Annotated in this window: 16 protein-coding genes; 7 read left to right on the forward strand and 9 right to left on the reverse strand. The window is 68.4% G+C overall.

From position 1 onward, the window contains the following. The first annotated feature begins 46 nt into the window (after positions 1 to 46). From RIN18_RS12020 to RIN18_RS12045, 6 genes are all read left to right on the forward strand, one after another. Entirely contained in the window at positions 47 to 1438 is a 1392-nt protein-coding gene (locus RIN18_RS12020) for an FGGY family carbohydrate kinase (RefSeq protein WP_309104251.1), read from the forward strand. Further along, positions 1435 to 2331, forward strand: coding sequence for a hypothetical protein (locus RIN18_RS12025; protein WP_309104215.1), 897 nt, complete (start codon positions 1435 to 1437; stop codon positions 2329 to 2331). The genes RIN18_RS12020 and RIN18_RS12025 overlap by 4 nt, the downstream gene beginning before the upstream one ends. After that, on the forward strand, positions 2328 to 2972 hold the full coding sequence (locus RIN18_RS12030) for a hypothetical protein (RefSeq protein ID WP_309104216.1): 645 nt from the start codon (positions 2328 to 2330) through the stop codon (positions 2970 to 2972). The genes RIN18_RS12025 and RIN18_RS12030 overlap by 4 nt, the downstream gene beginning before the upstream one ends. Positions 2973 to 3034: 62 nt before the next feature. Then, on the forward strand, positions 3035 to 4351 hold the full coding sequence (locus RIN18_RS12035) for a cytochrome P450 (protein WP_309104217.1): 1317 nt from the start codon (positions 3035 to 3037) through the stop codon (positions 4349 to 4351). Positions 4352 to 4365: 14 nt separating this feature from the next. Beyond that, a complete protein-coding gene (locus tag RIN18_RS12040; RefSeq protein ID WP_309104218.1) occupies positions 4366 to 5088 on the forward strand; it encodes a hypothetical protein in 723 nt (240 codons plus the stop codon). Then, the gene (locus RIN18_RS12045; RefSeq protein ID WP_309104219.1) at positions 5085 to 5411 is read left to right on the forward strand and encodes an NIPSNAP family protein; all 327 of its coding nucleotides are present in this window, start codon (positions 5085 to 5087) and stop codon (positions 5409 to 5411) included. Before RIN18_RS12040 ends, RIN18_RS12045 begins: the two co-directional genes overlap by 4 nt. Here the strand turns inward: RIN18_RS12045 and RIN18_RS12050 are convergent. The 8 genes from RIN18_RS12050 to RIN18_RS12085 all read right to left on the reverse strand — a co-directional run bounded on the left by RIN18_RS12050 (position 5368) and on the right by RIN18_RS12085 (position 14239). Then, positions 5368 to 6255 (reverse strand): type II CAAX endopeptidase family protein, encoded by an 888-nt coding sequence (locus RIN18_RS12050; protein WP_309104220.1) that lies wholly within the window; start codon positions 6253 to 6255, stop codon positions 5368 to 5370. The two genes, RIN18_RS12045 and RIN18_RS12050, sit on opposite strands and share 44 nt — an antisense overlap. Before the next feature lie 84 nt (positions 6256 to 6339). Beyond that, positions 6340 to 7389 carry an AsnC family transcriptional regulator gene (locus RIN18_RS12055; protein WP_309104221.1) on the reverse strand — a complete coding sequence of 350 codons (1050 nt, stop codon included), beginning with the start codon at positions 7387 to 7389 and terminating at the stop codon, positions 6340 to 6342. Then, the gene (locus RIN18_RS12060; protein WP_309104222.1) at positions 7386 to 8285 is read right to left on the reverse strand and encodes an alpha/beta hydrolase; all 900 of its coding nucleotides are present in this window, start codon (positions 8283 to 8285) and stop codon (positions 7386 to 7388) included. The genes RIN18_RS12055 and RIN18_RS12060 overlap by 4 nt, the downstream gene beginning before the upstream one ends. A 47-nt stretch (positions 8286 to 8332) precedes the next feature. Next, complete coding sequence (locus tag RIN18_RS12065; RefSeq protein WP_309104223.1) at positions 8333 to 9511, reverse strand: Xaa-Pro peptidase family protein; 1179 nt, start codon at positions 9509 to 9511, stop codon at positions 8333 to 8335. 9 nt (positions 9512 to 9520) lie between these two features. Continuing rightward, complete coding sequence (locus RIN18_RS12070) at positions 9521 to 10420, reverse strand: ABC transporter permease (RefSeq protein WP_309104224.1); 900 nt, start codon at positions 10418 to 10420, stop codon at positions 9521 to 9523. Next, positions 10417 to 11379, reverse strand: coding sequence for an ABC transporter permease (locus RIN18_RS12075; protein WP_309104225.1), 963 nt, complete (start codon positions 11377 to 11379; stop codon positions 10417 to 10419). The genes RIN18_RS12070 and RIN18_RS12075 overlap by 4 nt, the downstream gene beginning before the upstream one ends. Before the next feature lie 32 nt (positions 11380 to 11411). Next, on the reverse strand, positions 11412 to 13031 hold the full coding sequence (locus RIN18_RS12080) for an ABC transporter substrate-binding protein (RefSeq protein WP_309104226.1): 1620 nt from the start codon (positions 13029 to 13031) through the stop codon (positions 11412 to 11414). After that, entirely contained in the window at positions 13031 to 14239 is a 1209-nt protein-coding gene (locus tag RIN18_RS12085) for a membrane dipeptidase (RefSeq protein WP_309104227.1), read from the reverse strand. Before RIN18_RS12085 ends, RIN18_RS12080 begins: the two co-directional genes overlap by 1 nt. 170 nt (positions 14240 to 14409) lie before the next feature. Between RIN18_RS12085 and RIN18_RS12090 the strand changes: the two genes are divergently transcribed. Beyond that, entirely contained in the window at positions 14410 to 16077 is a 1668-nt protein-coding gene (locus RIN18_RS12090) for an ABC transporter ATP-binding protein (protein WP_309104228.1), read from the forward strand. Positions 16078 to 16091: 14 nt separating this feature from the next. Here RIN18_RS12090 and RIN18_RS12095 read toward each other — a convergent pair whose 3' ends face one another. Further along, positions 16092 to 17645, reverse strand: coding sequence for a beta-N-acetylglucosaminidase domain-containing protein (locus RIN18_RS12095; RefSeq protein ID WP_309104229.1), 1554 nt, complete (start codon positions 17643 to 17645; stop codon positions 16092 to 16094). Positions 17646 to 17647: the final 2 nt, after the last annotated feature.

The raw sequence follows: 17647 nt of genomic DNA on the forward strand, positions 1-17647 counted from the left end.
TTTGCAATTTGTGTTCAAAATGTCACAAACTGTGCAGGTGACCCTGATGCTCGGTGTCGACATCGGCAGCACGACGACGAAGGCCGCCCTCGTCGCCGTGCGCGACGCCGTGTCCGTCCTCCGCGTCGCACGGCGACCCACGCCCGCAGACGTGCCGGCGCTGCTCGACACGGTCGCCGCTCTCGTGCGCGAAAGCACCGCCGACGCGGTCGAGCCGATCGCCGCCATCGGCATCGCCTCGATGGCGGAGAGCGGTGCAGCGCTGGGGGCCGACGGCGCGCCCCTGACCGACCTGCTGCGCTGGGACCGCCCCGTCGATCCGGCGCACCTCGACGCACTCCTCGACGCACACCCGTCGCTGCCGGCATCCACGGGAGTCCCGGCGACGACCAAACCCGCGGCCGTCGCGCTCACGGCGCTGCGGGCCGAGAACCCCGGGGCGTTCGCCGGCATGCGGCACTGGGCCGGCGTCGCCGACCTCGTCGCCCACGCCCTCACCGGCGAGCGCGCCACCGACCACACTCTCGCCGCCCGCACGATGCTCGCCGGCCGCGACGGTGCATCGTGGGATGCGGACCTCGCCCGCTCCCTCGGGATCGACCTAGCCGTGCTCCCGCCGCTGCGCGCACCGGGAGAGCCGGTGGGCACCACCCGCGCCGGCGCGTTCGGGATGGATGCCGGCATCCCGGTGTTCGTCGCCGGCCACGATCACGCCGTCGGGGCCTGGGCCGTGGGTGCCCGGCATCCGGGAGATGCCGCCGACTCGCTCGGCACCGCCGAGGCGATCGTGCGCATCACCGGCACCGTCGATGTCGCGCGTGCCGTGGCAGACGGCTTCTCGGTGGGGCGGACCGTCGACGGATCGGCGCGGACGATCCTGGGAGGCAGTCGCGCTTGCGGCGCGATGCTCTCGTGGTGGGAGGCCGAACATCCCGGTGACCGCGCGATCGAGCGTCTCGCGGCGATGCCGGCCGATCGCTGGATCTCCAGTCCTCTCGTGGTGCTCCCCTACCCCGCGGGTCGGCAGTGTCCGCGCCCCGACGCCGGAGCGCGCGTTCACCTGAACGGGACGGCCGATGACGCAGACACGCGCGCCCGCGCCGTGCTGCAGTCCCTCGTCGCGCACGCCCGGTGGATGCGCGAGAGCGCCGACACCCTCGCGGGCGCACCGTCGACGCACCTGACCGTGCTCGGCTCGCTCGCCGAGCGCATCCCCTCATGGGCGCCGCTGATCGCCGCATCCGGCGTCTCGGCCTCCCTGTGCTCGATCTCCGAACCGGTCGCCGCAGGGGCCGCCCTGCTCGCCGGCGTGCGCGCGGAAGTGATACCCGCCGACATAGTCCTCCCGCGCGCCGCGGTGACGCCTGCAGGCGATGCGGGATTCGAAGACATCCATCGGCGGTTCCTCGCGGCCGTCTCAGCTGAAGGAGAACAATGACAACGCTCGACGCCATCGCACGCCCCTCCGGAGCCTTCGCCATGGTCGCCATGGATCAGCGGGAGAGCCTGCGGCACATGTTCGACCTCGCCGGTCGCGGACGCCCGGCCGACGATGTGCTCATCGACTTCAAGGTCGCCGTCGCCGAGGTGCTCGGGCCGTACGCGTCCGGCTTCCTGGCGGATCGTCAGTTCGGCTTCGACGCGGTGCGCGCAGCGGTGCCGGCGGGCACGGGGGTGATCCTCGCCGTCGATGCGCTCGATCAGGCAGACGGCGGCCCCGTCGAAGACACCTCGCTCGACGAGGCGGCGGTCGATGCCATTCCCGACGGCGTCGAAGCGCTGAAGCTGCTGCTCATCTGGCGACGCGATGAGCGGCGCGACGCGCGAGTGGCGCTCGCCGAGCGGTTCATCGCCGTGGCGCGCGAGAAGGGCGTGCTCTCGGTGCTGGAGCCGGTGGTGAAGGCGGCCCCCGGCGAGGCGGATTTCGACGCGGATGCCGCGATCCGCGAGGCGGCACGGGAGCTCTCGGCGCTCGGGCCCGACCTCTACAAGGCGCAGGTGCCGATGGCCGGATCCGGCACGGAGTCCGAGCAGCGCGAGGCGAGCGCGGCGCTGAACTCCTGTATGACGGGACCCTGGGTGGTGCTCTCGCAGGGAGTGGAGCGGGAACACTTCGCCGACGCGGTGCGTGCGGCGTGCCAGGAGGGCGCGAGCGGTTTCCTCGCCGGCCGGGCCCTCTGGAGCGACGTCGTCGGCACCGACGACGTCCGGGCAGAGCTGCGATCGCGGTCGGTCGGGCGCCTCGAGGCGCTCGCCGAGGTGGTCGACCGGCACGCACGGCCCTGGCGGGACTGGAGTGGCTCCGCGAGCGCCGCCGGAGTGTCGGCGTGACCGTGCGGGTGGGAGTGCTGCACACCGTACCGGCACTGGTTCCGGTGTTCCAGGAGCTGCTGCTGCAGCGTCGCGACGACCTCGACGTCGTGCACACGGCGGATGCCTCACTGCTGTCGAGCGTGATCGCGAACGGCGTGACGGATGCCGTGCGAGCGCTGCTGCGCGGACACCTGCGGGCGTTCCGTAACGCCGGTGCCGAGGCGGTGCTCGTGACCTGCTCGTCGATCGGCGAGGCGGCGGTCGAGGCGGCATCCGTGGTGGGGGTTCGGCTCTCTCGGGTCGATGCTCCGATGGCCGCCGAAGCTGTGGCTCGCGCCAGGGCGGGGAGCGGCCGCATCCTGGTGCTGGCAACGCTCGAGGCGACCCTCGGCCCGACGGCCCGTCTGGTCGAAAGTGCCGCGGGGCAGGAAGGGGTGGACGTCACCTCGACCGTCGTGGCGGGTGCCGCGGCCGCCCGCACCGCCGGCGACCTCGACCGTCACGACGCCCTCGTGGCACAAGCCGTCCGCAGCGCGGGAGACGTCGACGTGATCGTCCTCGCCCAGGCCTCCATGGCGACGGGCGCCGGTGACGACGCGCGGGTGCTGACGTCGCCGGCATCCGGTGTCGACGGATTCATCGCCGGCCTTCGCGACTAGCACATTCGAGGCCACAGCGCTTCCCCCTGGAGGCGCCGCGCGTGGGCTGACAGCGTGTCGGTATGCAGACACGACCGACCGGGATGACGGCCCTCCTGCGCGATGACTCGATCGCGATCCTCACTCGCGGCTACGACTTCGGTGCGCACATCTGGCGACGTGCGCAGCAGGGAGCACGAGCGGTTCCGATGCGGTTGCTCGGCCGCGATGCTCTCCTCGTCCGCGGCGCCGAAGGGGTCGCGCTGTTCTACGACGAGAACCGGGTCAGACGTCACGGGGCGATGCCGGCGATCGTGCAGGAGACGCTGTTCGGTCACGGCTCGGTGCACAGCCTCGACGGCGACGATCACCGTCACCGCAAGGCGACGTTCGTCGATGTGGCGTACGAGGACGCGCAGGTCGAGCGCCTCACCCCCCACCTCGAGCGCGAATGGCAGGCCGAACTCGACGAATGGGCGGATGGCACGAGCGCGCGTACCGCGTATGAGGCGGGGGTCGGCGCACTCGGGCGCGCGATCATGCGGTGGGCCGGGCTTCCCGGCACCGCTGCGGCGAAGACACGCTGGGCGGCCCGGCTCGCGCAGATCGTCGACGGATTCGGCGTGCCCTACTCGCCGGAGTTCGTGCTCGCCGCGATGAACCGCGCGTGGTCGGACCGGCATGCCGAGCGCCTCGTCGAGGCGGTGCGCGCGGGCGACCTCGAAGCCGTCGAAGGCACGGCGCTTCACGAGTGGGCGTGGCACCGCGACCCCGACGGTGCGCTGCTGCCACCGCGGCTGGCCGGGATCGAACTGCAGAACAGCATGCGCCCCATGATCGCCGTGGCGCGGTTCGTGGCCTTCGCGGCGAAGCAGCTGCACGAGCACCCGGAGTGGCGGGAGCGGATCGCGGCGGAGACCGCCGCACGCGGCACCCTCGTCAGCGGTCCTCTGGCGACCGCCTTCGCTCAGGAGGTCCGGCGCACCTCTCCGTTCGTGCCGATGCTCCCCGGCTGGGCGATCTCCGACATCGAACTCGACGGCGAGCGACTGCCCGCGGGCGGGCGTCTCGTGCTCGACATCCTCGGCACCGATACGGATGCTCGTTCCTGGCGGCATCCGCAGTCATTCGACCCCGAACGCTTCGTCGGCGTCGACGACTATGAGGCCATCGAGGTCTTCATCCCCCACGGCGGTGCCGACGTCGCCACCGGGCACCGCTGCCCCGGCGAGAAGCTGGCGATCGCCGGTCTTGCCGCCGGCATCGCCGCCATGAGCGACCCGCGCGTGACCGTCACCCATGCCGGCCTCGAGGTGAATCGTCGACGGCTTCCCACCATGCCGCGATCCGGCGGGCGTGTGCGAGCAGCGGGCGGAGCGTCCCGGTGCCCCTTCCACTGAGGCAGGAGCACGGCATGATCCGACGCTTCGTCGACGGTGCGGCGGCCATCGCCGGCGTGCTGCTGCGAGCCGTGTTCGCCGCGATCGCGGTCGTCCGTCGGCCCCGTCCGATCCATCCGCGTGGAATCCTCCTCGAGGGCTCGCTGGAGTGGACGGGTTCGGATGCCGCGTCCGGCATCCGCTGGATCGATGAGGTTCCGGAGGCCCCCGTTCCCGTGACGGCGCGCGTCTCCCGTTCCGTCGGGCTTCCGGGGTGGTCGCCGGACGTCATCGGCCTCGCCATCCGCGTCCCGACGGCGGAGGGATGGGCAGACGTCGAGTTCGCGTCGACGGGCTCCGGGGTGCCGGGGCGCTTCATCCTCATGCCGCGCGTCGCGGCCACCCGCGGGTTCTTCGGCACGCTGCTGCCGTACCGTTCCTCCCGTGGACCGGTGCTGCTCGGCGCTCGCGGCGAGAGGGGTGCGCGGCGCCCCGCCGATCTTCCCGGCCTCGCCCGTTCCCTGCGCACGACGCCGTGGCGGGTGCAGTTCGTCTTCGCGGGTCCCACCGGGACTTGGCATCCGTTCGCCGAGGCCAGCCTTCGCACCGCGGCGGAGCAGGACGACGCGCACCTGCGCTTCGACGCCGTCCGCCGACTGCTGCCGGGGGCCGGCACCTACCGCTGGGTCCGGCTCGCTCGACAGCCGTCGTACCGACACGTCCAGCCCGACGAACGGCCCGGTAGGGTGCCGGAATGATCACCTGCGTCGTGACCTACACGATCGATCCGAGCCGGATCGATGCCTTCGAGGAGTTCGCCCGGGCGTGGATGGCCCTCGTCGACCGGCACGGCGGCACCCACCATGGGTACTTCCTGCCGTCGGAGGGCGCGAGTGATCAGGCGCTCGCGCTGTTCTCCTTCCCGTCGCTCGCCGACTACGAGACCTACCGACAGCGGTTCGGCGTCGACCCGGAGTTCATCGCTGCCGACCGCATCCGCGATTCCAGCGGCTGTGTCCTGCGCTATGAGCGCACGTTCATGCGGCCGTTGCTGCCTGGCGTGAACCCACTCCCCGACTGACATCCGGACCGTCGCCGGAGCCGGCCTCCGCGGGGTGCGCAGCACCTCGGCCCGGCCCCCAGGCGAGCAGCACGAGTCCGGCCAGGGCCACGGCGACCACCAGCTGCGTGATGAGAACCGCCGGATCCTCGGACGGGAAGAACGCACCGATCGCGTTGGCGGCGAAGTGGATCAGGATCGCCGCCCACACCTGGCCGCCGAGCCGCTCGGACACGAACAGGTACACGAGCGACATGGGCACGCAGGAGAGCACGAACGTGAGCCCGCCGAGGGTGAACAGTCCGGTCTGGTACTGACCGGTGCCCGGCAGGAAGTACAGCGGGATGTGCCACAGCGCCCACACCGACCCGAGCACCACGGCCGTGCGAATCGGAGTCCAGTGCAACCGCAGTCTCGGCTGCACGAACCCCCGCCACCCGAACTCCTCGGCGATGGGCCCGGCGATGAGGAACAGCACGACGAACAGCAGCCCGCCGCCGAAGCTGGCCAGCACCTCGGGAGCGTGGATGGCGGCGGCGGTGATGCTGGCCGGATCGATGAGCAGGTTCGCGATCACGGTGGGCAGGATGCCGAGGACGAGCGCCGCGGGCAACCACAACCAAGGGGCGGCGACGCGCCGCCGTGGGACACGTCGCCGGCGACGAGACCAGACGAGGAAGACGATCAGGGCGGCCAGGGAAGGACCCGACGTCCCCACCCCGAAGACCCACAGCCCTGGCCCGCTGCGAACGTCCCATCCGGTGAGCAGAAGGATCAGGAACGGCGCACCCGTCAGGACGGCGGTCGCGATCGCGAACAGACCGAGGTCTGTGCGGACGGGGCGGGAAAGTGTGCTCGACATCATGGCTGTAACGCTCGCAGCGGCCTCGAAAGGGGTCAATGCTACGCGGGTATGGTCTTCGCTGACCTGCCCCGTACCGGGGTGGCGTCAGCCGAGCTGTCTCACGCTCCGAGTGCCGCCCTCGCCTGCCGAGGCGACTTGAGCTCGCCACCACGGTGTCTCGATGAAACCCCGCTTCATGAACACCAGCTCCATCGACGCGTTCCAGCCCCGCACGCCCTTCAGGTGCGCGATCGTCCCCGTCAGGAAGTCGTGGAGGGTCTCCGTGCTCGGGAGAATGATCTCGCAGTACAGCGAATTCTCCTCGAGTGCAGCCGCGAGGAACCTCACGGAGACGTGCTGCGCCAGCGTCTGCGCGACAGATGAGATCCTCGAGGGTTCGACCCGGAGGATCAGCAGCGTCTCCGCACTCATCCCGAGAGCGGACGCCGGCACCATCGTCACCGTGGTGAGGCAGCCGGCGCTGCGCATGCGCTCGTACCGACGTCGCACGCTGCTCTCGTTCATGCCGAGTTTCGTGCCGATCGACAGGAACGACGCCCGACCGTTATGCCGCAGTTCCTCGATGATCGCCCGGTCGGCGTCGTCGAAGTGACTGGGGTCGCAGGTGTTCGGCGCCGGCATGTAGGACTTCGGGTCGCTCGTCGCCTCGGCATGAGCGTCGTACAGCTGACGACCCCAGTCGAAGCTCACCTTGTACGTGTGCACGACGAGGTCGCTCCGCCAGCGCTCGACTCCGGGGATCGCCTGGAGGTCGGTGAGCACGTGCGCGTACGTCGCGGAATCACCTGGGATCACCACCTCTGCGAACACATCGAACTTCCCGGTCACGAGCGTCACGAACCGCACGTACGGAGAACCGATCAGCTCCTGGGCGACCCCCAGCTGCGAGCCGGGGGTGCAGTTGATCCGCACGAAGAACGTCTCCACGTGCCCCTCGCTGCCCAGTGTCGGAACGATCCCGACGCGCACGACGCCCTCGGCCAGCAGCTGCTGGCCGCGCCGGGTGACGGTGGAGACGGAGGCGCCGGCGAACTCGGCGATGGAGGTCCAGCTCGCCCGCCCATCCTGCTGCAGCGCGACCACGATGCGACGATCGAGGTCGGTCACTTCCCTCGCGATTCCGATGCTGCTCATCGAGTCGGCGGGTACACCCGGTGCAGGAACCCGCGCACGGTCCTGGTCCACGCCTCCGCCTCCTCGATCTGCGGGGAATGCCCCGACTTCTCGAACACCACCATCTCCGAGTCGGGGATGAGATCCGCGATCACCTGGCTACACGATACTGGCGTGATCCAGTCGGCCCGCCCCACGGTGATGAGTGTCGGCACCGCGATCTCGGACAGGCGTGGTTTCAGATCGTAACCCGGCAGGTTCACCGAGAACGCGTAGTTGTGGGCGCGGTAGCGGTAGGGGGTGGCCTCGACCTTCCGCTCCACCGCTTCTGGGTCGTAGACGAAGTCGTACAGCGGCAGGATTTCGCGCCAGCAGTCCTTCAGATCCTCGTCGTCGCGGACCTGACCGAGGTCGATGCGGTCGAATTTCTCCATGTCGATGCGCACGCGATCCGAGGCCAACGCGTTCTCTCGCGCCAGATGCGCGTTGGAGTTGTCGGCGGACGTGTCTCTAAGCACCATCGCGGCGACCCTATCCGGATACCGCAGGGCATACTCCATCGCCATGAATCCGCCGTAGGACCCGCCGGCCATCACGATCCTCTCGGCGCCGACCCATTCCCGCAGCCCGTCGATGTCCGCCGCCCACTGCTCGTGGCTGTACGTACCGTTTCCCTCGCTCTGCCCGCTCCCGCGCGCATCGAAGACGACCACGCGATACTCGTCCGCGAGCCGGCCGAAGCTCGCCCGCGGTTCGGCTCGGGAGCCGAGGCCCGGAGCACCGTGGTGGGTGATGATGACCGGGGCGTCGTCGGGACCGAGCACCTCGACCGCCAGATGGTTGCCGTTGATCTCGACCCACTCATGGTCGCTTGTCGCGGCGGCGAACTCCGGGGAGACCGGCGGGGTGGATGTCATATCGTCCTCTTCTCGGGATCAGGGGTGGTCTGAGGGGCGCCGGGGCGTCAGAGCGGGATGGTGCAGTCGTCAAGACCGCGGGGGAAAGTGGTCAGCGCTTCTGCTCCGTGCTCGGTGACGAGCATGCTGTCGCTGATGCGGTATCCGGCATGACCAGGGACGTAGATCCCCGGTTCGTTGGAGACCACCATCCCCGCCTCGATCACTGTCGCGTCGCCGTCTTCCAACCAGGGAGCCTCGTGCATTCCGAGTCCGATCCCGTGCCCTTGGCGGTGCCGGATGTACTCGCCGAGCCCCGCCTCGCGGATCACGTCGAGACAGAGGCGGTTGGCGTCCCGGCATTCGAGCCCCGGCCGGATGGTCTCGCGACCGACCTTCTGCGCGGCATGGATCGCGTCGTGGTACCGGCGCTGCTCGACGGTCGGCTCGCCGAGCACGAAGGTGCGCTCTCCCTCGATGAAACGCCCGCCGACCGCGCATCCGAGCGACAGCATGAAAGTGTCCCCCGCCTTCAGGCGATTGACCGAGGGCAGGCCGTGCGGGAATGCCGAGTTCGCGCCCGAGTACACGAGCCCGCCCGCCAGCAGCGATGCGACGACCACGTTCTGGTGCTCCGCATACATCAGAGCGGTTCCCGCCGCTGTGACATGGCGCTCGAGCTCGGCCTCGGTCGGCAGCTCTCCGCCCGCAGCGACCGAGTCGGTGACGAGTGCGACGCCGGCCGCCAGCATCCGGTCGGTGATGCGAGCAGCCTCGCGATGGAGCGCGATCTCCTCGGGAAACTTGACGTATCGCGTCCGCGCAAGCAGGTCGGAAGCGACAAGTTGGGCGTTGCCCATCGCCGCCCTGGCGGCGGCGAGACGCGCGTACGGCATGGTCGAGGCGAAGCCGACGCGCCCCCGCGGCGACACTGCGGCAGCGAGGACCTCGAACGGGGCGACGACACCCGGGTACTCGAAGAAGGCCACCAACTCGGCGCGGGACGACTGCGACTGCGCGTACTCGCGTTCGAGCTCCGGAAGCATCATCACCACGCGTCCGCTCGTTTCGAGCCAGACCGCGACCGGACGTTCGGAGGGGTGATGGAAGAACCCGGTGAGGTACGCGATGTCCTCCGGGTGGTCGGTGAGGAAGGCGTCCAATCCTTCCTCGGCCAGGCGCTCGCGCACCCGGCGCTGCACGTCGTCGAAGAACTCGGGAGCCAGTCGCTGGTCGAAAACGGTCATGTCGGTCTCCTAGCGGGCAAGATGGCGGGGGTTGCGCGCGTCGTTGTATGCGATCGACAGGAGCGTGGCGGAGAGCACGAGGATCAAGATCGCGACGGAGGGGAACAGCGTCAGCCACCACGCGCTCACCATGGCGCCGGCCTGCTGCGCTTCGTAGAGGATGCGACCCCACGACCAGGTGGTCGGGTCACCCAGTCCGAGGAAGGCGAGTCCGGCCGCCGACAGCACCGCACGCGATGCCGTGACGACGACGGACACCACGACGACCGGCGTCACGGCAGGCAGGACGTGGCGCGTGATGATCCACAGCGGAGACGTCGTCATGAGCCGGGAGGCATCGACGTACGGCAGTCCCACGACCGTGAGCGCCTGCGACCGGACGAGGCGGGTGACCTCGGGCCAGGAGAATGCGGCGACAACGAGGATGATCGTCGAGGTGCTGGGTCCGACGAGAGCCGCGATCAGGATCATCAGCGGCAGCACGGGCAGCGAGAGAGTCATGTCGACGATCACGCTGATCACACTGTCGAGCCGGCGGAAGTACGCGCCGATCACGGCGATGATCGTGCCGAACACGATCGCGATCACGGAAGCGGCCACGGCGACGAGGACGCTCTGCTGCGTGCCCCAGATCACCTCGGCGAAGACGTCACGACCGAGCGCGTCGGTGCCGAACCAGTGCGCACCGCCCGGTGGACGAAGGACATCGGGACCGTAGCTCGCGGGATACGGTGCGATGACCGGCGCCGCGAGCGCGATGATCACTAGCAGAACCAGCAGATTGAGGGAGATCATGCCGAGGGGATCACGGCGGAAGGCGCGCCAGGTGTGGGCGCTCGCGCGCTCGCTCCCCGACGCTGCCGGCTCGGTCGGCACCAGGGGGACGGATGAAGGAAGCGGCGCGGTCATGAGGTCTTCACTCTCGGGTCCAGGTAGCCGTAGATGATGTCGGTCACTGTGTTCGCGACCACCACAGTCACGGCGAGCATGAGGAACGCGCCCTGCAGCACGGGAAAGTCGAGTTGCGTGACCGCCTCATAGATGCCGCGACCGATCCCCGGGTACGCGAACACGGTCTCGGTGAGCACAGCGCCGCCCACGAGGAAGCCGAGTTGTAGACCGATGAGCGTCGTCGTCGGCAGCAGGGCGTTTCGCAACGCATGCTTCCACAGGATGCGGCGTCCGCGGAGTCCGTTCGCTTTCGCCAGCAGGATGTAGTCCTCGCCGAGCGTCTCGATGAGGGTGGAACGCATCGTCAGCACATAGGAGCCGACCTGGATCAGCATCAGCGAGACGGCGGGCAGGACGAGGTGCTGGGCGACGCTCAGGTACCACTCGAATCCGTAGGTGTTGTTGGTGTACGCGCCGCCGATCGGGAACCAGCCGAGGTTCAGGCCGAAGACGAACAGGAGGAGGATCGCGACACTCGGGACGAAGAGGGACTGTCCCGTCACTCCGACGACCTGCACCGCCCGATCGATGAAGCGGCCCTTGCGGGCAGCGGCGACGACGCCGAGGGGGATGCCGATGAGGATGGTGAGGACCAGGGCGGTGATCGTCAGAAGCAGGGTCCACGGCAGCCGCTGCAGGAGAACGTCGAGCACGGGGATCGACTGCGTGAACGAGATGCCCAGGTTTCCCTGCACCAGTTGCCACATGTACAGGCCGTACTGGATCAGCAGCGGCTGATCCAGCCCATACTGCTCGAGGATGGTCGCCCGGATGTCGTCGGTCATGTTCGGACTCGCCAGCGCGAGTGCCGGGTCACCGGGAAGCAGACGCAAGAGCAGGAAGGTCACGGTCACGGCGAACCAGATCGTGAGCAGTCCTCGGCCTGCTTGACGGAGAATGAACGATGCTCGGGACACCCGGGCGACCTTCCTCGAGAGTGCAGTGATTCTTATTCGACCGGGTGAGCGCTCGCGATCGAGAGCGGGTTCACGATCGAGAGGAGCTCGCTCGGCTTCGAGATGAAGCCGTCCCATTCGTCGCTGGCTGCGAAGAAAAGGTTCTGCGTGTACATGATGTTGTCGTACACCTGCTCATGCACGATCTTGTTGGCCTCGCGCATGATCGAGATCTTCTCGTCCTCGTCGAAGGTGACCATGCCCTCTTCGATCAAGGCGTTCAGCTCCGGGTCGTCGACGTGGGTGTAGTTGATCGCGCCACCGGGAAGGTAGGACAGGGCGAAGTTCGTCACCGGGTCGTCCATGATGGCGAAGTTGCCCGCATAGATGTCGTAGTCGCCCTCGTTGGTCATCGACAGGTAGGTGTTGCGCTCGGTGCCCTGCAGCTCGATCGTGATTCCGGCCTCTGCCGCGCTGTCCTTCACCATCTGCGCCCACTGGCTGGTCACGCTGTCCTGCAGCGAGTAGATCATCCGGAAGGAGACTGGGAAGTTCCCGTCGGCACCGGCCGTGTATCCGGCGTCCTCCATGAGTGAGCGTGAGGTGTCCGGGTCGAACTCGTACTCCTTGACGGAGTCGTCATGGTATTTCGCGAGCACGGGCATCAGCGCACTGGATCCGGTGGACACCGCCTGCCCCTGCAGGACGACGGTGCGGATCGCCTCGTAATCCACGGCGTGGGCCAGAGCCTTGCGCACGCGTACGTCGGCGAGTTCCGGCCGCTCCATGTTGTACACGAGATGCGCGTATCCGAGGCCCGCCGCCTCGATGACCTGCAGCCCGTCGGTGTTGCTCAGCTGTTCGACCTGCGCCGGCGGCAGGGCGTTCGCGATGACGTCGATCTCGCCGCTCTGAAGGGCCAGGATCTCGGTGTTCACGTCGGGGTACACGCGGTACACGACCTCGGCTGGGCCAGGGACGCCGCCATCCACGAGCGGATAGTCCTCGACGCGTTCGAGCGTGTAATGCTGACCGACCTGGAAGTCGCTGAGGATGAACGGTCCCATTCCCACCCAGCCGCCGTCGCTGCCGTCGTTCGCGAACTCAGCGATCGACCCCTTCGGATCGAACACGTGCTTCGGGACGACGACGCCCCAGAAGCCGATCTCCTCGACGATCGACGAATCCGGCTGGGTGAGAGCGAGCTCGACCCGCGTGTCGGACACGGCGGTGGCCGTCTCGAGGTTGCCGAGCTGGCCGAAGAACGTGCCAGGCGCCTGGTCGCGCTTGACCGCATTGAGCGTCCAAGCGACGTCCTCCGCGGTGAGGGGTTCCCCGTCGCTCCAGGTGAGGTCTTCTCGGATCTCGTAGAACCCAGTGGTGTCGTCGACGTAGCCCCAATCGGTCGCGACGTGAGCTTCCTTGGTGCCGTCGTCGCTGATGCTCAGCAGGTGCGGGTACATCAGGTTCGTGATCCACGAGTCCGTCCGACTATTTCCGAGCACCGGATTGAAGTTGACGACGTCGGTCGTGGTGCCGATGCTGAGCGTCTCGTCGCTCGCACCGCCACCGCCGGACGACTCACCCGGCTCCGGCGCGGAAGGTGCGCACCCGGCGAGGCCGACGGCGAGAGCCGCAGCCGCGCCGAGGGCGAGGAACTTGCTGTGTTTCATCAGACCCAAACCTCCTCGAGTACGCGCATGGTGTTGCCACCGACGACGGCGCGAATCTCGTCGTCGGAATAGTCGTGCTTCACGAGCCAGCCGATGATGTTGTAGAAGGCCTCCGCCGGGTTCTCGATGCCGTCGACGTACGGCTGCTTCTCGTACTCGACATTGGCATGCGCCTGGCCCAGCGAGAGGTTCGATGAGAAGGCGTCATGCAGTCCGACGTGGTCGCCGAACAGGGTGTCAGGACCGAAGCTCACGTGCTCCAGCCCCACCAGGTCGACGCAGTACTGGAAGTGATCCATGACCGACTCCAGCGAGTGCTTCGGATGCTGAGGCGAGATGGTCGTGTGCGGTGCGGCCTCGATGCCGATCACGCCACCGCGCTTGGCGCATTCGATGATCGTCTCGTCAGTCTTCATCCGGTTGGTCGGCCAGAGCCCCCGCGCTCCCGCGTGAGTGATGAACACCGGCTTCTGCGAGTGCGCGATCACGTCGAGGCAGGTCTGGTCACCGGAGTGCGAGATGTCGATCGCGATGCCGAGCTTGTTCATTCGCTCGACAGCACGCTCGCCGAAGTAGGTGAGTCCGCCGTCACCGCGCTCCTTCAGCCCGCCGCCCAGCATGTTGGCCTCCGAATACGCGATGCCCATCTGTCGTACGCCGAACCCGTAGAGCACGTCCAGGCGGTCGACCTCGTTCTCGATCATGGTCGAGGCCTCAAGGGCGAAGATGTGGGCGACGCGGCCTGTCTCGGCCGCATAGCGGATGTCCTTGATCGATTCGGCCTTGATCACGAAGTCCTGGTGCGCGAGGTCGGCCATCCGCACGCCGAGGTCGAACAGCACGTCCTGGTACTTCCAGCCGGCATCGCTGGAGATGCAGCAGGTCCCGTCCATGCCGTTGTCGAACACGGCGGTCAAGCCCGACCGGGCGAGACCCTGGTAGCCCGTGGGTTCGCGGCCCTGACGGATGTGGTCGCGAAGCTCGCCCATGTCCTCGGGGAAGACCTGCACGTGCTCGTGCAACGAGATCACCGTTTCCTCGCGCAGCAGGCGCTCGGCACGTTCTTTCTGCGTGTCGCTGAGGTCGAGCCCGGTGTAAGCGGGGACTCGGCCGATCTGCTTGGCGTAACGGAACTCGCGGTAGTCCTTGCCGGCTTCGAGGTAGTCGTAAGCGGTGTAGCCGGTGTAGCGGTCTGCTTCTTCGAGCACGGATGCGCTCCTTCGGTTCTCGGATGCGGTTGCGTCTCTCGCTCGACGAACGGGAGATTTCCTCGAATCTCGGTTATTTCGGCGCAGATGTCAACTGTTTTGAAGATTTTCGGCCGAGATGTTTCCTGTTCGAAACATTTCAGAGGCATACTGTTGGCATGATGGCATCCATGGAGAACTCTCCCGCCTCTTCGCCCATCGGTCCCGAGCATGCGGTCCTCAAGGTGCAGGGCCTGACCGTCACGCTGTCCGGCAACGGCCGCCGCACGCGCGTCGTCGACGGCGTCGATCTCGCCGTCCGCCGCGGAGAGGTGTTCGCCCTGCTCGGTGAGTCCGGGTCGGGCAAATCCATGACGGCGCGCGCGATCATGGGGCTCCTCGACGACGGAGACGTCGAGGCAGAGCGCATGACCCTGAGCGGGACGGATCTGCTCTCCCTCGACGCCGAGCAGCGACGGCGCCTGCGTGGCGTCACGGTGAGCCTTGTGCTGCAGGACGCGCTCTCGGCACTGAATCCCGTGCTCAGCATCGGCGACCAGATCGTCGACCTCATCCGTGCCCACCGTCGCGTCGGCAGGCAGGTTGCCGAGGCGCGTGCCGTCGAACTCCTGACGCTGGTCGGCATCCCCACACCGGACAAGCGCGTGTACGACTATCCGCACCAGTTCTCCGGTGGTCAGCGGCAACGGATCCTGATCGCAATGGCGATCGCCCTCGAACCGGACCTGATCATCGCGGATGAGCCGACGACCGCACTCGACGTCACCGTGCAGGCCCAGATCCTCGATCTACTGCTGTCGCTTCGCGATCGTCTGGGCATGGGGATCCTGCTCATCACGCATGACCTCGGCGTGGTGATGGAGGTCGCCGATCGGGTCGCCATCATGCGCACGGGTCGTGTCGTCGAGGCGGGCAGCGCCGATGAGGTGCTGACCGCCCCGCAGCACCCGTACACCCGGCAGCTGCTGAACTCGATGCCGCGAGATGTCAGCGCCGCCGCGGACGACGACGGCTCGGCGCCGATCCTCGACGCCCGCGGCCTCGAGCGCACCTTCCGTTCCGGGAGCGGGCGTCGCGCGCACCGCGTCGCCGCCGTGGCAGGCGTGGACCTGCAGCTGCGTGCCGGTGAGATCCTCGCGATCGTCGGAGAGTCGGGGAGCGGGAAGTCGACCCTCGCCCGAATGTTGGTGGGACTGGATCGCCCGGATGCCGGGAGCCTGCGCTACCGCGATCAGGAGGTGACGCGGGGCCGACTCCGCGATCGGAGGATCCTGCGACGCGGGGTGCAGATGGTGTTCCAGGATCCGTACATGTCACTCAATCCGCGGATGACGGTGCAGCAGATCATCGCGGAGCCGCTCGCCGCCACGAGGACGGGAACGCCCTCCCGCCGTCGCGAACGCGTCGCGGAACTGCTCGATCTTGTCGGCCTCACACCCGAGATGGGGTCTCGCTTCCCGCATCAGTTCTCCGGCGGACAGCGGCAGCGCATCGGTATCGCGAGGGCGCTCGCCCTCAATCCCGATGTGCTGGTATGCGACGAACCCGTGTCGGCACTGGATGTGTCGATCCGTGCGCAGATCATCGATCTGCTCTGCGAGCTGCGCGAACGGCTGGGCATGTCCATCGTCTTCATCGCGCACGACCTCTCACTCGTCCGCCACATCGCGGACCGGGTCGCCGTGATGTACCTCGGGAACATGGTGGAGATCGGCGCGACCGAGGAGGTGTACCGGCACCCGTCCCACCCCTACACGCGTTCCCTGCTGTCAGCGATCCCTCCGCAGACGCGGGCGGAGCGCGGCATGCTCGCGCGCAGGACACCCCTGAGCGCCTGAGCACGCAATGGTCGTCAGCCGTGCCGGTCGATGACCGCGCGCACGAAGTCGGGAACCACGTCGGTGCCGACCTTCGCCTCATGTGCCTCGGCTGCGGCCAGCGCCGCTTCCGCGACGGTCGCACCGCGCCGGCCGTCGAGCACATCCAGCGCGGCGAGGCCGGCCGTGGCCATGTCGATCGCCGCTCGGATCCACGGCGCCAACGAACGTGCCGGCTGCTCGTCGAGGCTCACCTCGGCGAGTTCCGCCCATTCCGTCAGGCGGGAGCGCAGTCGGTCGCCCACCCCGGCGAGCGCGGATGCTGCCGCGTCATCCAGCTCGGCATCCATCGGCGCCGACGGCGGCCATGATGACAGGGTCCGCACGAGCGGACCGAGCCGGTCGGCCTGGCGCCCAGCCACGATCCGCAGTGCGGCGCGGGCGGCGCGCTGCGGCTCGTATGCCGCCGGATTCCACGCCCAGTCGGCGAACGCTGCGATGCCGAAGCCGCCGGCGGCGTACTCGACCATCGGGTTCGACCACGCGCCGTGCAGTGCAGATCCTGCGACATCGGCGGTGCGGCCGAGAAGCGGACCGAGAAAGGCGCGGCCGCGGTCGAAATCATTCACCGGGAAGTTGTCCCACAGCAGCAGTCGGTCGCCGAACACCTGGGCGGCGGCATCGATGTGCGCACGGGTCACCTCACCGACGACGATGTCGTGACCGGTCCACCACACCAGGACATCATCGGGAAGTCCGGCGGCGAACGCCTCACGGTACTCCGAGGTGCCGGTCCCGGCGTAGTCCATCGGCACCACGAGCAGGTCGCCGCCCGCCAGTCGCTCGGCGAGCGCATCCCGGAACCGGCGGATCGTGAGAGCGTGCGCATCGCCGAGCCCGGTTCCGGAATCACCGAACCGCTGCCGGTCGGCATCGTTGGTCGGCGTCGGCGGCACGTCGTCGAACAGCAGCGCGACCGATGGCACGCCGGCATCGAGCAGTTGGGTCGCCTTCGTGATCAGCCGCTCCTGCTCGGCGTCGTCGGAGAAGACCATCGAGCCCGCGGGGTGCAGTGCCACCACGACGTCGACGCCGTGCGCGGCGCCGTGCGTGGCGAGCTCGACGAGCCGGCTCAGCTCCTCGGCCGGGTACGGCTCACGCCACCGCTCGCGGTGAAACGGGTCGTCCTTCGGTGCGTACACATAGGAATTCAGCTTGAGTCTTCCGGCGAGCCGCAGCGCGGCGAGCCGCTCCTCGTGTGACCACGGTGCGCCGTAGAAGCCCTCGATGATCCCGCGCCGGGAGAGCACCGGCGCGTCGTCGATGACCGCATCCGGCACCATGCCGCCGTGGATGGTGACGAGCTGATCGAGGGTGACCCACGCGTGGCGGAACCCGCGCGGGCCCGACGCGTATGCCGTCGCTGTGCCCTGCCGCACCTCGAGTCGATACCCCTCGCTCGGCAGCGTCGGGTCTCCGACCTCCCTCAGACCCGGCGCCGTCCGCACGGGCGTGGAGGTGCCACCCCGGATGTCGCATGTCAGCGGCCAGGGAAGGAGAGCGGAAGTCCTCGTGTCGTCGTCGCGCACGT

The organism is Microbacterium sp., assembly GCF_031179285.1.
Lineage (GTDB): Bacteria > Actinomycetota > Actinomycetes > Actinomycetales > Microbacteriaceae > Microbacterium.